This window comes from Pseudoxanthobacter soli DSM 19599 (assembly GCF_900148505.1).
Classification (GTDB): domain Bacteria; phylum Pseudomonadota; class Alphaproteobacteria; order Rhizobiales; family Segnochrobactraceae; genus Pseudoxanthobacter; species Pseudoxanthobacter soli.
The window spans coordinates 342,702-357,047 of record NZ_FRXO01000003.1 but is presented as its reverse complement, the minus strand read 5'-3'; the positions used below and the strand labels follow the sequence as shown (position 1 = coordinate 357,047).

Here is a 14,346-nt window from a genome sequence, read left to right as displayed (position 1 = left end):
TCCCTCGGCATGGATCAGGGCGCGGCTTTCACCGCGTTCCAGACTTCCAGATACTTGTCGAGACGCTTCGGCTGCTGCCACATGACGAGGCTCTTGACGAAGTCGATGTTGCCGACCTGCCGCTCCTTCTTCATCTCCGCGTCCATGCAGCCGTCGACGGCCTTGGGATTGACCGGGAAGTAGCCGGTCGAGGCCGCGATGCCGCACTGGCCGCCGGCAGAGTTCATGAAGGACATGAACTTGTAGGCGCACTCCTCGTTCGGGGTGTCCTTGACCAGCATCATCGAGTCCATCCAGCCCTCGGCCTTTTCCTTGGGCGTGAACTCGACCACCTCGAAGCCCTTCTTGAGGTTGTTGACGTCCTTGCTGGTCAGCCCGGTCCAGGCGTTGGAGACGAACACCTCCTGATTGGCCATCAGCTCCGTCAGTTCGCCGGCCGAAGACCAGTATTTGCGCACCAGGGGCTTCTGCTCGATGAGCTTCGCCTTCACCGCCTCAAGCTGCTCGTCGCTCAGATCGAAGACGTTGTCGTAGCCGAGATAGCGCGCCGTCCAGTAGATCGCCGACTTGTCGTCCCACATCGAGATCTTGCCCTTGTTGGCAGGATCGAACAGGACACCGATGGAATCCGGGGGCGTGGCGAACTTGTCGGGCCGGTAGATCAGCGATACCGATCCCCACACCAGCGGCACCGCCCAGGTCTCGCCGTCGGCGACGATGTCGCTGGACTTGGAGAACTCGGGATAGATGTCGCCGTAGCCTTCGACCTTCGCCGTGTCGATCGGCTGCACGAAGCCGGCCTGCCGCATCATCGACACCGTGTCGAGCGAGGGCGTGATGATGTCGTACACGCCGCCGCCCGCGGCGAGCTTGGCGGCGAAATCGTCGTTGGAGCCCACATAGGACGCTGTGACCTTGCAGCCGGAGCCCTCTTCGAACTTCGAAATGAAGGCGTCGGCCGCATAGCCCTCCCAGGTGAGAATATTGAGTTCGCCGGCCGATGCCGCGAAGGCCTGCGAGAGAAGGCCGAGACACGTGACGGCGGAAATGGCGACGTTGCAGAGTTTTCTCATTCTCGTTCCCCTTTCTTGGTTGGTCTTTATTTCTGCCGCCTCGTCTTCCTCACGAGCGTGGCAATATCGATTCCGAGCGCCTTGGCGGCGCTTCTCTTGCTTCCATGTTCTGCGATGGATTTCTCGAGAACCCAGGTTTCGAAAGCCTGGATCAGATCCTTGAAATTCCGGGGCGCGTCGTCCGGCCCGGCAGAGGCCGCCGCGGGCGGTGCGCCCAGCCCGCCGAGCGGCTCGGGCGCGCTGAAATGCTCGACGCGAGCCACCTCGCCGGCCGTCGCCCCGATCCGCTCCAGAACGTTCGTCAGTTCGCGGACGTTGCCCGGATAGGGATGGGCGCGCAGCACGGCGGAAAGCTCCGGGGAAAGCCGCAATTGCGGCTTGCGGCCGAGATTGAGGCTGCGCAGGTGCTGGTCGATCAGCGCATCGATCAGCTCCGGCTGCGCGCGCAGCGGCGGCAGCTCGAACGGCATGACGGCGAGCCGGTAGTAGAGATCCTTGCGGAACGTTCCGGCCGAGACCCGCTCGGCGAGGGTCTCGTTGGTGGCCGCGATGATGCGCAGGCGCACCTGCCGCCGCTGGGCGGAACCGAGGCGGCTGAAGGTCTGGCTCTCCAGAAAGGCCACCAGCCGCGCCTGGGCGGCGAGCGAGAGGTCGCTGACCTGATCGAGGAACAGCGTGCCGCCATCGGCCGCCTCGACATAGCCGAGCTTTCCGCGCGTGGAGGTGTCGAGCGCCGATCCGGGTTCGATGCCGAACATCTCGACATCGAACTGGGCATCTCCAAGCAGGCCGCAGCGCACATGCACGAAGGCGGCGCCGTCGTTGCCGCCTGCGATGAGGCGGGCGATCTCGCTCTTGCCGGTGCCGGTTTCGCCGGTCAGCAGCACCGTCGCTCCGCGCTGCAGGGCGATCTCCGCCTGGGCGATGATCCTGTCGATCGCCCCCGTCCGCACGAAGCTCGTGCGCGTGACGATGCCGGCTTCCGTCTCGAAGCGAAAATTGTCCGAGCCTTCGGCCCGCGTCGGCCTGCTCGCCTCGCGCATGGTGAGAAGCGCGCCGAAGGCCCCGCCATCGCCGGTGCGCAGGATGCTGAGGGTGGCGATCACGTTGCGCTGCGAGGTCAGCGTGCCGGAGATTTCGACACGCTTGAGCTGCTGCAGCGCCGTCGAAAGCTTCTGGATGACCGGACCGGCGGTCCTGGCGTGCTTGGCGAGTTCGGAGCCGACGAGGTCTCCGCGGGCGAGGTTGAGCAGCAGCTCGAGCTTGCCGTTCACCAGCTTGATCCGCCCGTCGGCCTCGATCAGGGCCGCGCCGTCCGGAAGCGCATCGAGGAAGGTGCCGAACTGGGGATCGTCGATGAAGCCGGGCCGTAGCCGGCGGTGGGACAGCGTGTTGATGTCGCTGGCATAGAACTTCATGACACCGCCTCCTCGACGAGGCGGCGCGTGCGCCGTCTGGCCTTGCGGCGGGCCGTCAGAACATAGCGGCTGATCTCTCCCGCGATGGGCGCGGAGCGGAAGCGCCAGCTGTCGCGGCTGTCGTCCGCGGCGATGACCACGAGGTCGAGTTCGCCGCCGTCCTCGTCGTCGAGCGCGGCGTGCTTCAGCTTCTCTGGGGCGCCGCGCGTCTCCACGAACTGCTGGAGCGGCCGGCCGAGAATCTGTTCGGCCCGCCGGCCCCAGGCGATCTCGGCCGCCGGATTGGCGGCGAGAACGACGCCTTCCTCCGACATGACGAGGATCGGGTCCGGCGTGGCGCTCAGAATATCCCGCATCGTATCCGCGCGATCGGAAAGCTGCTGCACACGCCGCGTGTAGGGACCGATATCGCGCGTGGTGCCCCAGAGCCTGATGAGGAGCCCGTCCTTGATGGCGGCGCGGAAATCGTTCTCCACCATCATCTCGCTGCCGTCGTGCCGCCGGTCCACGGCCGCCGCCTGGTCGAGCCGGTAGTTCGAGCGCACGAGTTCGCGGATCATCTGTCGGTTGATGTCCGTGTCCGGGAAGTAGCGGGCTACGGGCTGGGTATTGAAGTCGAGCCCTTCCGGCACGCGATAGAGCCGCGCCATGGCTTCGTTGCAGGCCCGCCAGCGGCTCTCGTTGGAAAAGACCCGGTCGACGATCTCCTCCTCGGCGAGCGAGATGTCGACCGGTTCGAGGAACTCGATGCACCAGCAGGCTTCGGTCGCGGCCCCGATCATCTGCGAGAGGATCTCGACCCGTTCGATCAGTTCCGGGCCGATGCCGAGTACCGTGGACGAGAGCACCTGCTTGACGACGGCGATGCCTCGCTCGCCATCCGGCACGATTGTCGCCAGCATCGGCACTTCGCTGTAGGCGTGAGCGTTGATCCACACCGTGAAGGCTTCGACCGCCGTCTCCTCCCCCGTGGCGATCGCCCGGATGAGCCGGGCCGACTCGCTGGCATAAATCCGCTCCAGCGGAACGGTCCGGATGCCGTCAGCCTCGATGCCGAGCAGGCGCAGCTCGTAGTCGCTGACAGCCGTCAGCCGCCCCTCGCGGTCTATCCAGTCGATCAACAAGGTCCCGAAAGCGGTTCGCATCACGGCCGGTCTCGTCATCTTCCATCCCCGCTGCCTGAAAACGCACGCAGCGGAGTTCCGCAAAACTGCATCAATCCAGCCACGCGATCGGGACTTTGCAATTGCAAATGTCGCGAGACGAGAAGAAAGGCGGGATTTGAGGAGGGATGTGCGCATAGTCGCATCGAATTGATGCTGATCTGCGCATTTCACATCGATTGTGGCCGCAGATGTGCGGGGTGAGGCTCCGCTATCGGCCTCCAGCGACGCCTGTGCAGCCTGCGGTGGGGCCTCCGCTGCCGTCGCCGCGTCCTCTGCGGAGGCGCTGAAATCGCCTTCGGATACTCTTGAAGGGGTGCGGGAGGGGGACTTTCTCTTCGCCGGACGAGTCCATCCGGTCGGAAATCGCTCTAAGTGCTGCGGATGAAGTCGATGAAGGCCCGCAGCGGTGCCGGGACAAGACGCCGGCCGGGATAGTAGAGGAACGGTCCGGAGAAGCTCTGCCACCAGGGCTCCAGCACGGGTTCCAGCACGCCGCTGTCGAGATGTGGCCGCAGCCAGTCCTCGAACAGGAAGATGATGCCCGTTCCGGCGATCGCCGCATCGACCGCGAGGTCGACGGCGGTGCCGAGGCTCACGAGCAGCGGCCCGGTCGGCTCGACCACCACCACCTCACCGTCGCGCTCGAACTCCCAGGCCGGCATCGCGCCGGAGAGAAAGCGGCCGCGCAGGCAGGCGTGACCCAGCAGATCGCGCGGATGCCCGGGCCGGCCGTGGCGGTCGAGATAGGCTGGTGCGGCCGCGGCCGCCATGCGCTGCACCCGCGGGCCGATCGGCACGGCGATCATGTCCTGTTCCAGCCGCTCGTCGTAGCGGATGCCGGCATCGCATCCCGCGGCGAGCACGTCGACGAAATTGTCGTCGGCGACGATCTCAAGCCGGATATCCGGGTACGCGGCGAGAAAGGGCGGCACGATGGCCGGCAGCGCAAGCCGGACGGCGCTGACCGGCACGTTCAGCCTGAGCGTTCCCATCGGCCGGTCGCGGAAGCCGTTGACGACATCGAGCGCCGTCTCGACCTCGCTCAGGGCCGGACCGAGCCGGTCGAGCAGGCGTTCGCCGGCCTCGGTCGGCACCACGCTGCGGGTGGTGCGGTTGAACAGGCGAACGCCGAGCTGCGCCTCAAGCCGGCTGACCGCCTCGCTCAGGCCCGACGCGCTGGCGCCGCTGAGCCGGGCGCCGTCGCGAAAGCCTCGCGCGCGGGCGACGGTCACGAAGGCGTTGAGGTCGCCGAGATCGATCTTCATTGTTCGCCCTTCCGAACGGCTCGTTCGGACCATGTGGAATTATCGCACGGCGCGGCAAGGCCTATCTCCCCGTCATCATCAGGGAGAGCGACATGACCACGATCGACGATGCCGGCACGTTCATCCTCGGCGACCGCACTGTGAGGCGGCTCGGCTATGGCGCCATGCAGCTGGCGGGACCCGGCGTGTTCGGTCCGCCGAAGGATCACGACGCCGCGCTCGCGGTGCTGCGCGAGGCGGTGGCGCTGGGGGTGAATCACATCGACACCAGCGACTTCTACGGCCCTCACGTCACCAACCGGCTGATCCGGGACGCGCTGGCGCCCTATCCGGACGATCTCGTCATCGTCACCAAGGTCGGCGCGCGGCGCGGGTCCGAGGGCTCGTGGGATCCCGCCTTTTCACCGGAAGACCTGACGGCGGCGGTGCACGACAATCTGCGCAATCTCGGGCGCGACGTGCTCGACGTCGTCAATCTCAGGATCATGTTCGATGTCCACGGCCCCGCGGAAGGCTCGATCGAGGCGCCGCTGTCGGTGCTCGCGGATCTGCAGCGGCGCGGGCTCATCCGCCACATCGGCCTCAGCAACGCCACTGCGGCGCAGATCGCAGAAGGCCGCCGCATCTGCGACATCGTCTGCGTGCAGAACGCCTACAATCTGGCGCACCGGGCGGACGACGGCCTGATCGACACCCTTGCCCGGGACGGCATCGCCTATGTCCCGTTCTTCCCGCTCGGCGGGTTCTCGCCGCTGCAGTCCTCGCTCCTGTCCGACGTCGCCCGGGGCCTCGGTGCCACGCCGATGCAGGTCGCGCTGGCGTGGCTGCTGCGCCGCTCCGCCAACATCCTGCTGATCCCGGGCACGTCGTCCGTCGCGCATCTGCGCGAAAATCTGGCGGCGGCGGACCTGGCGCTCTCCGACGAGACGATGGCCGTTCTCGACGGCGTGGCAGCCGGTGGCGGCGGGGCGTGAGGCCCGCGTTCACGACCGCGCGGCGAGTGGATGTCCGCGGTCAGACGGGCGAGGCGAGCGCGGCGATCGCTTCCTCGGCCGCGCGGATGCCGCTCAGCAGGGCGCCGTGGGCGGTCGAGAAGTCGCTCGGGTGCGTTGCTTCGCCGGCAAAGAACAGCCGACCGTCGAACGGGCGGGCGAGGTCGAGCCGGGCATCGGCGAAGCCCGGCAGGGCATGGCTGTAGGCGCCGCCGATGGTCGGGGTTCCCGTCCAGTCCGAGCCGATCAGCGGCTTGAGGTGCCGGCGGGCCTGCGCGCCGAACAGCCGCACGATCTGCTCGATGGCGCGGGCGAAGGCGGCGTCGGCACCGTCGGCCGAGGCCGCGCGTGCGCCGGCGCCGCCGAGGAAGCACTCGATCACCGGCCAGCCGAACGGGCGGATATAATAGGCGCCGGTCGCGGGATCGTGCGGATCGCCGATGACATGGCTTTCGGGCGCGAACGGGCCATCGCCGTCGACGATTTCGAGGAAGAGCTTTTCGTCGTTGCCGAGAGGAAGCCGCGTCGCGGCCTGCCGCCATGGATCGAGCGCGGCGGGAAGCGCGATGGCGCCGGACGCCAGCACACCGGTCGGGACCGTGAGAATCGCCGCGCGGGCGCGCACGGTGTCGGCGGCCGTCCGCAGCACGACGCGCCGTTGATCGAGGACGATGGCGTCGACGGGCGTGCCGAGCCGCAGCGCCACGGATGCCGGCAGGCTCGACGTCACGAGCGTGCCGTAGCCGGCCGGAACGCGCCAGTTGTCGGTGGTCGACGCCTCGTCATAGGCGGCATAGTCCCTCGCCGACACCCGTTCGAGTTCGTCGCCGCTGAGAAAGCCGCTGATCGCCTGCAGATAGGGGGTCCAGCGGGCACCGGGTTCGAGGGCGTCGGCGGCTCGGTCGCTCGCGGGCGGGTTTGATGCGAGCCGCTCGCTCCAGCGCGAAAGTTCGGCGCGCGCGGCTTCGCGGTCCGCTGTGGCAAAGCCGAGATCGCGATATTGCGTGCCCCAGGCCGGCGTTCGGCGGTCGACGGCGAAGCCGGCCTGTTCGGCGAGGCGCGTCCAGGGATTGCGGCCGGCGGAATGCAGCCAGCCGCAGCCGAGATCGAGCGGCAGGCCGGCCGCTTCGCGCGTCCAGGCGCGACCGCCGGCCCGCGGCAGCGCCTCCAGCACCAGCACCGAGAGCCCGCTTGCCGAAAGCCGCCGCGCCGCGCCCACGCCGGCCGCGCCGGCCCCGACGATGGCGATATCGAAATCGTCGTTCATGTCCGCCGTTCGTGAGCGCGCGATCCCGGGCGACGGTGCCGGGCCGCGCGGGTTGTCCCGATGAGCCTGCCGGGTCTTCTATCCGGAAAGGGTCCGGATGGAAAATCGGTTCCGGTCGCCCGGGCCTGCGACCGCTCAGGCCGTGCCCAGCGCCTTCCGCACCGCCGGGGCGACCACCGTGCCCAGCAGTTCGATCGAGCGCATCACCGCCTTGTGCGGCATCACCCCGATCGACATCTGCATCAGGAAGCGGTCGTGGCCGAACAGGTCGTGCTCGAACAGGATCTTATCGATCACCTGCTGCGGGCTGCCGAACACGAGGTGGTTCCGCGGGCCGGCCGAGGCCTTCGCCTGATCGAGCGACATCGGCGGCCAGCCGCGTTCCCGGCCGAGCCGGGCCATGCTGGAAAGGTATGGGGGGAAAAACGCGTCCGCCGCCGCCTCGAAGCTGTCGGCGACGAAACCGTGGGAATTGATGCCGACCTTGAGGGCATCCGGCGCGATGCCCGCCCGCCGGCCGGCCTCGCGATAGAGCTCGACGAGCGGCCTGAAGCGTTCCGGCGCGCCGCCGATGATGGCGATGGCGAGCGGAACGCCGAGGCTGCCGGCCCGCGCCACCGATTGCGGCGTGCCGCCCACGGCGATCCAGAGCGGAATCGCCCGCTCCGCGCGGGGATAGACGCCGAGACCGTCGATCGCCGGGCGGTGGGTGCCTTTCCAAGTCACCCGCTCCTGGGCGTTGATCCGCATCAGGAGGTCGAGCTTTTCGGTGAACAGCGTGTCGTAGTCGTCGAGATCGTAGCCGAACAGCGGGAAGGACTCGATGAAGGAGCCGCGTCCGGCCATGATCTCGGCGCGCCCGCCCGAGATGAGGTCGAGGGTGGAGAACTGCTGGTAGACCCGCACCGGATCGTCGGAACTCAGCACCGTCACGGCGCTCGCCAGCTTGATCCGCCGCGTTCGCGAGGCGGCGGCGGCGAGGGCGACCGCAGGCGCCGAGACGGCATAATCCGCGCGGTGGTGCTCGCCGAGACCGAACACGTCGAGCCCGACCTGATCGGCGAGCTCGATCTCTTCCATCAGGTTGCGCAGCCGTTCCCCGGCGGAAATGGTGGCGCCGTTCGCCGGGTCCGCGTTGAGGTCGGCGAACGTGTAGACGCCGATTTCCATGTCGTGCTCCTGCTGGCCAGCCGCCGCTCCGGGCGGCGGGGCACTCAAGCCCCGAAACAGGCCCGACGTGAAGAAGCCGGTTCGGCGACGGTCCGCCCCCATTTCGAAGACAATGCGGGCGCCGCGCGGGCTGCTCCGTCCCCGGCGGGGCGTGCGCACCGGCCGGGTGGACGGCGTGGAGGTTGGTCTCGTCGAGGCCGGCCCGCACGCCTTTATGGTCGATTTGGAGGATGATAAAGCCTTGGGGAGCCGGGCGGCCACCAGGTTCGCCCTACCAAGTTCGCCCCCATGCCCTGGCGATCCGGCTTCGCAGCGAACGCCTTTGTCGCGCCGCAGTCGGCGGGACGATGGGCGGCAACCCAGTTCCCGGCGCCGGCTTGCGGGCGCGAAAGGTGATCCCGTGACCAATGCGACCATGGAGAAACAGGCCGGCGGCGCGAAATCCGGCCTCGTCGTGGCGCTGCTCGTCGCGGGCACGTTCTTCATGGAGAATCTCGACGCCACGGTGATCGCCCCCGCGGTGCCGCAGATGGCGAAGAGCTTCGCCGTCGCGCCCGTCGACCTCAACACCGGCATCAGCGCCTACATGCTGACGCTCGGCGTGTTCATCCCGGTCAGCGGCTGGGTGGCCGATCGCTTCGGCGCCCGCAAGGTGTTCGCACTCGCCATTGCGGTCTTCACCATCGCCTCGCTGTTCTGCGGACTTGCGCGCACGCTGCCGGAATTCGTGGCGATGCGCATCCTCCAGGGCATCGGCGGGGCGATGATGGTGCCCGTCGGGCGGCTCGTGGTGCTGCGCGTCACGCCCAAGGAAAAGCTGATCGGCGCCATCGCCGCCCTCACATGGCCGGCGTTGGTGGCGCCGGTGCTGGGGCCTCCGCTCGGCGGCCTGATCGCCGATACGGTCGACTGGCGCTGGATCTTCTATCTCAACCTGCCGCTCGGGATCCTCGCCTTCGGGCTCGCCTGGGCGCTAGTGCCGGACACCCGGGGCGAGGGCGCGCAGCCGTTCGACTGGCCGGGCTTCGTTCTCGGCGGCGGATCCCTATTCTGCCTGCTCTATGCCGCCGATGCGATGGGCCAGCCGGTGATCGCCTGGGAAAAGGTCGCGATCTCGGCCGTCCTCGGGGCCGGGCTGATGATCGCGGCCGTCCGCCATCTGACGCGGACCAAGGAGCCGATGATCGAGCTGTCGAGCCTCAGGGTGCAGACCTTCGCCGTCACCATCTGGGGCGGTTCGCTGTTCCGCATGGGCGTGAGCGCGGTGCCGTTCCTGCTGCCGCTGATGTTCCAGATCGGCTACGGCTACGACGCGTTCGAGGCCGGCCTGATGCTGATGGCGGTGTTCGCCGGCAACCTCCTCATCAAGCCCCTGACCACGCCGGTGCTGCGCCGCTTCGGCTTCCGCCCGGTGCTGATCGTCAACGGCCTCATCAATGCCGCCGCCATCGGCGCCTGCGCCTTCCTCTCGCCGGCGGTGCCGCTGCCGGTGACGTGGGCCGTGCTGTTCGTCAGCGGCATGTCGCGATCGATGCAGTTCACCGCATTCAACACCATCGCCTTCGCCGACATTCCCCGCCCGGCAATGAGCGCCGCCAACACGCTGTTCTCGACCTCGTTCCAGCTCGCCATGGGCCTCGGCGTCGCGCTCGGGGCGGTCGCGTGGCGGCTCGGCGAGGCGCTCACCGGTCCCGCCGCGGCGGGAAGCGGCGGGCTGCCGTTCCACATCGCCTTCGTGGTGGTCGCGCTGGTGTCGCTTTCCAGCATCGCCGACAGCCTGAAGCTTCCCGCCGATGCCGGGCAGGCCGTCGCCAAGGCGGCGAAGTAACGCCGCGAGACAGGGCGGCGACGGCACGTTCCGACCGACGCACGACAGAGGAGACGCCCCATGGAAAAGAGACCGCTCGGCAAGGCCGGCTTCGACATCGCGCCGCTGGTGTTCGGTGGCAACGTGTTCGGCTGGACCATCGACGAGAAGACCAGCTTCGATGTGCTCGATGCCTTCGTCGATCACGGCTTCGACGCCATCGACACCGCCGACGTCTATTCCGCCTGGGCGCCGGGCAACAAGGGCGGCGAGTCCGAGACCATCATCGGCAATTGGCTCAAGGCGCGGCCGGCGGTGCGCGACAAGGTCGTGATCTTCACCAAGGTCGGGTCCGATCTCGGCACACCCGGCAGCAAGGGATTGTCGGAGCGCTGGATTCTGAAGGCGGTCGAGGACTCGCTGCGGCGGCTGGGCGTCGAGCGCATCGACCTCTATTTCTCCCACTGGCCCGACCCCGAGACGCCTTATGCGGAAACCCTCGGCGCCTACGACAAGCTGTTGAAGGCGGGCAAGGTCCGCGCCGTGGGCGCCTCCAACCTCGACGCCGGCCAACTCGGCGAGGCCCTCGCCGTGGCGCGGGCGGAGGGGCTGCCGGCCTACCGGGTGCTGCAGCCGGAATATAATCTCTACGACCGCACCTCCTATGACGGGGCGCTGCGCGATCTCTGCATCGCCGAAGGGCTGGGGGTCGTGACCTATTTCAGCCTCGCCTCGGGTTTCCTGTCGGCCAAGTATCGAACGAAGGCCGATCTCGCCCAGAGCCCCCGCGGCGAGGGTGTCGAGAAATATCTGACGCCTCGCGGCATGAAGATCCTCGATGCCCTGGAGGCGGTGGCTGCCGGCCGGGGGGCCTCGCCGGCCGAAATCGCCCTCGCGTGGCTGATCGCTCGCCCCGGCGTCACCGCGCCGATCGCGAGCGCGACCCGTGTTTCGCATGTCGAAAGTTTCGCCAGGGCTGCGGCGCTCAAGCTCTCCGGCGAGGACATCGCGCTCCTCGACGCCGCGAGTGCCTGACGTCAGGCATCGCCGTTCGAATGTGGCCGCGCGGACGATCCGCGCGGCCTTTCCATTGCGACGCGGTCTCTCCAGATGGCCGCGCTGCGCGAAAGGCGGCGGAACCGCGGCCACTGTTTCATGATCTGGTCACAATCCATCAAGACGACGTGATTGTTCAATCATCGGATACAATCTTGTGCGAGGACAGCGAATTCCCGTTGCGCGATCGGTCGTCTAGCTTTCAGGCGGCTCGCGAGACCGCCACGCCTCCCCCGTGGCTCCCGCGCGATTTCCGATCTCGAATCGCTGGATGAAAACCGCCATGAAGCGTACCGCCCTGTTCCTGATTGCCGCCCTCGCCGTGTCGCCCGCCTTCGCGGCCGGTCCGAGCACCGACGTGGCCGAGGCCCAAAGCGGCGCCTTCACCGTCGATCACAGCCACGCCAAGATCATCTTCTCGGTCAGCCATTTCGGCTTCTCGACCTATTACGGCCTGTTCAACGATTTCGACGCGAAGCTCAATTTCGATGCCAAGGACCCGGCGAAGTCGAAGCTCGACGTCACCGTGAAGATGGACAGCGTAAACACCACCAACCCGAAGCTCGACGAGCACCTGAAGTCGCCTGATTTCTTCGATGCCGCCAAGTTCCCGACCGCCACCTTCAAGGCGACCAAGATCGAGGTTACCGGCAAGACCACCGGCACGATCACCGGCGACCTGACGCTGCACGGCGTGACCAAGCCGGTCACCCTCGACGCCACCTTCAACGGGGCCGGCGAGAACGCCTTCAAGGTCTACGTGCTCGGCTTCAACGCCACCGGCACGATCAAGCGCTCGGATTTCGGCATCACGACCTATTCGCCGGCGCTCGGCGAGGACGTGACGCTGACCATCAGCGCGGAATTCAACCCGGCCAAGTGACGAGGTCCGGGCACTAGAGCATATCCCGTTCAGATCGAACCGATCTGAACGACAAGGATATGCTCGAACTTTTGAAGCTGGAGCGATTTCTTTCCGGTCGGATGATCTCGTCCGGTCGGAAAGCGCTCTGGGATCCTGTCGACTGGAGCGGAGCTGAGCCGATGTCCGGAATGGTTTCGACGAAGACACGATACGATGCGGTCGCGATCGCGCTGCACTGGCTGACGGTGCTCGCCATCCTGTCTCTGCTCGCCATGGGCTGGATCATGACGTCGGTCCCGCCCGGCTCCGCCACCCAGTTCATGCTGTTCCAGTTGCACAAGTCGGTCGGCATCACGGTGCTGGCGCTGACCGTGCTGCGTCTCGGCTGGCGCCTTGCCCACAAGGCGCCGGCCCTGCCGGACACCATGCCGCCGCTCGAGAAGCTCGCGGCCCATCTCGGCCATGTCGGGCTCTATTTCCTGCTGTTCGCCATGCCGCTGACGGGCTGGGCGCTGGTCTCCACCTCGCCGTTCAACATCCCGACGGTGCTTTACGGGCTCGTCCCGTTCCCGCACCTCGTCTTCCCCGCCGCTCTCGGCTCCAAGGCCGCGCTCAACGCGGATTTCGTCAACGCCCATTTCATCGGCGTCTGGCTGATCGTCGGGCTGGTGGCGGTCCATGCCGCGGCGGCGCTGCGCCACCATTTCGTCCTGAGGGACACGGTGCTGACGCGTATGCTACCGAGGTTCGGTCCTTCCCGCCCCGGCGTCGCAGAGCCCCGGTTCCGTCACGGAGAATCCCGATGATACGCCTGTCGCCCCGTCCGTTCCTCGCCGCCGCGCTGGCGGTTGCGACCCTCGCCTCCCCGGCCATGGCGGCGGACTGGGCCGTCGACCCGGCCAAGAGCACCATCGGCTTCGCCGGCAGCCAGTCCGAGACGAGCTTCAACGGCACGTTCGGCGCCTGGACGGCGGAGATCTCGTTCGATCCGGCCAAGCCCGAAGCCGGCCATGCCGTCGTCACCATCGACGTCTCCAGCGCGGCGACCGGGGATGGCCAGAAGGATGCGGCCCTGCCGGAATCCGACTGGTTCGACGCGGCGAAGTTTCCGAAGGCGGTGTTCGAGGCGAAGAGCTTCCGGCCCAAGGGCGGCGACGACTATGACGCCGTTGGCACGCTCACGATCCGGGACACCACGCGCGACGTGGTGCTGCCGATGAAGATCGCCATCAACGGCGACACCGCCCACGCCACCGGGAGCCTGAAGCTGGTGCGTACCGACTATGGCGTCGGCCAGGGATCCTGGGCGAACGGGACGTTCGTTGCGCTCGACGTCACCGTCAGCGTCGACGTGACCGCGACGCGGAAGAACTGAGCCGGCACAACCCGCATCGAAGCCAATGGCCGCCCGCCGGATGAACCGGCCGGGCGACCCCGGGCACAGAGCCGCGCGCGGTCAACGGGACGTGATCTCGCGCGGTTCGATCCGCCGGAACCGGCGCCGTCACCCGCTGGCGGGATCGCCGGCCCACCGGCTCCGGCTGCGGCCCTCGCGCGTCAGCAGCCCGCAGAAGAACAGGTCGATCGCGCGCTCGAAGGCTTCGCGCGGGCCGAGGCCTGTGCGCGCGAGCACGTCCGGGTCGTGGACGCCCTTGATGACCTGAAGCCAGTATTCGATCAGGAACGTCACGTCGATGTCGGGGCGCACCATGCCCTGCTCCTGGCCCATCGCCAGCACCCGCCCGAACAGCAGCGGAATGTTCTGCTCCTTGATCTCCTCGAACGCGCGATAGAGATGCGGCGCGAACCGCTGGAGGTCGTGGAGGAAGTCGCCGTTGACGGTGCCGAAGTGCCCGGCGATCAGCGCGAAGATGCGCTCGAGCTTGTCGGGAAAACCCACCGGCGCGGCGATGATGAGGCCGACCTCGCGGCGGATGGTGAGCTTCGTCGCCTCGAAGATCGCGAGCACGATCGCATCTTTCGAGGGAAAATGGACATAGAGCGTCTTCTTGCTCATGCCGAGCGCGTGGGCGAGACCGTCCATGGTCAGCCGGCTGTATCCCTCCCTCAGCGCCTTTTCCCGGGCGACCGCCAGAATGCGGCCTGCCGGCGTATCGTCGAGGTCGATCGGGGGAAGGACGAGCGGGTCGGTCACGATCCGGGACGATCTCCTGGGGCCGCCCTCGGGAAACCGCGCGACCGGACCGAACCGTCCGCGCGGCCGCGAAACACCCGGGCCGCGGCCGGCACGCCCGGGTGGAAGACGC

13 protein-coding genes are annotated in these 14,346 nt (G+C 67.7%); 6 read left to right on the top strand and 7 right to left on the bottom strand.

Annotated features, from left to right (window positions below):
* Positions 1 to 14 precede the first annotated feature (14 nt).
* The 4 genes from BUF17_RS09220 to BUF17_RS09205 form a co-directional block, all read right to left on the bottom strand.
* Positions 15 to 1,073, bottom strand: coding sequence for an ABC transporter substrate-binding protein (locus BUF17_RS09220; RefSeq protein ID WP_084564322.1), 1,059 nt, complete (start codon positions 1,071 to 1,073; stop codon positions 15 to 17).
* A 26-nt stretch (positions 1,074 to 1,099) separates the two neighbouring features.
* Complete coding sequence (locus tag BUF17_RS09215) at positions 1,100 to 2,491, bottom strand: sigma 54-interacting transcriptional regulator (RefSeq protein WP_073627832.1); 1,392 nt, start codon at positions 2,489 to 2,491, stop codon at positions 1,100 to 1,102.
* Positions 2,488 to 3,636 carry a PAS domain-containing protein gene (locus tag BUF17_RS09210; protein ID WP_073627830.1) on the bottom strand — a complete coding sequence of 383 codons (1,149 nt, stop codon included), beginning with the start codon at positions 3,634 to 3,636 and terminating at the stop codon, positions 2,488 to 2,490. The genes BUF17_RS09215 and BUF17_RS09210 overlap by 4 nt, the downstream gene beginning before the upstream one ends.
* 389 nt (positions 3,637 to 4,025) lie before the next feature.
* The gene (locus BUF17_RS09205; RefSeq protein WP_073627828.1) at positions 4,026 to 4,922 is read right to left on the bottom strand and encodes a LysR family transcriptional regulator; all 897 of its coding nucleotides are present in this window, start codon (positions 4,920 to 4,922) and stop codon (positions 4,026 to 4,028) included.
* A gap of 92 nt (positions 4,923 to 5,014) precedes the next feature.
* On the opposite strand from BUF17_RS09205, the gene BUF17_RS09200 reads away from it, so the two are divergent.
* Positions 5,015 to 5,896: an aldo/keto reductase family oxidoreductase gene (locus BUF17_RS09200; RefSeq protein WP_073628267.1), complete on the top strand. Its 882-nt coding sequence runs from the start codon at positions 5,015 to 5,017 to the stop codon at positions 5,894 to 5,896.
* A 40-nt stretch (positions 5,897 to 5,936) separates the two neighbouring features.
* Here the strand turns inward: BUF17_RS09200 and BUF17_RS09195 are convergent, their stop codons facing one another.
* Both BUF17_RS09195 and BUF17_RS09190 read right to left on the bottom strand, forming a co-directional pair.
* Positions 5,937 to 7,181 (bottom strand): flavin monoamine oxidase family protein, encoded by a 1,245-nt coding sequence (locus BUF17_RS09195; protein WP_073627826.1) that lies wholly within the window; start codon positions 7,179 to 7,181, stop codon positions 5,937 to 5,939.
* 135 nt (positions 7,182 to 7,316) lie between these two features.
* Entirely contained in the window at positions 7,317 to 8,351 is a 1,035-nt protein-coding gene (locus BUF17_RS09190; protein ID WP_073627824.1) for an LLM class flavin-dependent oxidoreductase, read from the bottom strand.
* 400 nt (positions 8,352 to 8,751) lie between these two features.
* Here BUF17_RS09190 and BUF17_RS09185 point away from each other — a divergent pair, with 400 nt between their 5' ends.
* The 5 genes from BUF17_RS09185 (at position 8,752) to BUF17_RS09165 (ending at position 13,454) form a co-directional block, all read left to right on the top strand.
* Positions 8,752 to 10,179 carry an MFS transporter gene (locus BUF17_RS09185; protein WP_244530824.1) on the top strand — a complete coding sequence of 476 codons (1,428 nt, stop codon included), beginning with the start codon at positions 8,752 to 8,754 and terminating at the stop codon, positions 10,177 to 10,179.
* 60 nt (positions 10,180 to 10,239) lie between these two features.
* Entirely contained in the window at positions 10,240 to 11,193 is a 954-nt protein-coding gene (locus BUF17_RS09180) for an aldo/keto reductase (protein WP_073627822.1), read from the top strand.
* A 304-nt stretch (positions 11,194 to 11,497) separates the two neighbouring features.
* Positions 11,498 to 12,097 carry a YceI family protein gene (locus tag BUF17_RS09175; protein ID WP_073627820.1) on the top strand — a complete coding sequence of 200 codons (600 nt, stop codon included), beginning with the start codon at positions 11,498 to 11,500 and terminating at the stop codon, positions 12,095 to 12,097.
* 170 nt (positions 12,098 to 12,267) lie between these two features.
* Entirely contained in the window at positions 12,268 to 12,885 is a 618-nt protein-coding gene (locus BUF17_RS09170; protein ID WP_342185889.1) for a cytochrome b, read from the top strand.
* A complete protein-coding gene (locus BUF17_RS09165; protein ID WP_139282476.1) occupies positions 12,882 to 13,454 on the top strand; it encodes a YceI family protein in 573 nt (190 codons plus the stop codon). Before BUF17_RS09170 ends, BUF17_RS09165 begins: the two co-directional genes overlap by 4 nt.
* 129 nt (positions 13,455 to 13,583) lie before the next feature.
* Here BUF17_RS09165 and BUF17_RS09160 read toward each other — a convergent pair whose 3' ends face one another.
* Entirely contained in the window at positions 13,584 to 14,234 is a 651-nt protein-coding gene (locus BUF17_RS09160; RefSeq protein WP_073627816.1) for a TetR/AcrR family transcriptional regulator, read from the bottom strand.
* Between the last annotated feature and the right edge of the window lie 112 nt (positions 14,235 to 14,346).

Bases quoted from the DNA above. Each gene is read 5' to 3' on its own strand.
- BUF17_RS09200 (WP_073628267.1), top strand. From the start codon at position 5,015: ATGACCACGATCGACGATGCCGGCACGTTCATCCTCGGCGACCGCACT.
- BUF17_RS09180 (WP_073627822.1), top strand. From the start codon at position 10,240: ATGGAAAAGAGACCGCTCGGCAAGGCCGGCTTCGACATCGCGCCGCTG.
- BUF17_RS09165 (WP_139282476.1), top strand. From the start codon at position 12,882: ATGATACGCCTGTCGCCCCGTCCGTTCCTCGCCGCCGCGCTGGCGGTT.
- BUF17_RS09190 (WP_073627824.1), bottom strand. From the start codon at position 8,351: ATGGAAATCGGCGTCTACACGTTCGCCGACCTCAACGCGGACCCGGCG.
- BUF17_RS09210 (WP_073627830.1), bottom strand. From the start codon at position 3,636: ATGCGAACCGCTTTCGGGACCTTGTTGATCGACTGGATAGACCGCGAG.
- BUF17_RS09215 (WP_073627832.1), bottom strand. From the start codon at position 2,491: ATGAAGTTCTATGCCAGCGACATCAACACGCTGTCCCACCGCCGGCTA.
- BUF17_RS09175 (WP_073627820.1), top strand. From the start codon at position 11,498: ATGAAGCGTACCGCCCTGTTCCTGATTGCCGCCCTCGCCGTGTCGCCC.
- BUF17_RS09220 (WP_084564322.1), bottom strand. From the start codon at position 1,073: ATGAGAAAACTCTGCAACGTCGCCATTTCCGCCGTCACGTGTCTCGGC.
- BUF17_RS09205 (WP_073627828.1), bottom strand. From the start codon at position 4,922: ATGAAGATCGATCTCGGCGACCTCAACGCCTTCGTGACCGTCGCCCGC.
- BUF17_RS09195 (WP_073627826.1), bottom strand. From the start codon at position 7,181: ATGAACGACGATTTCGATATCGCCATCGTCGGGGCCGGCGCGGCCGGC.
- BUF17_RS09170 (WP_342185889.1), top strand. From the start codon at position 12,268: ATGGTTTCGACGAAGACACGATACGATGCGGTCGCGATCGCGCTGCAC.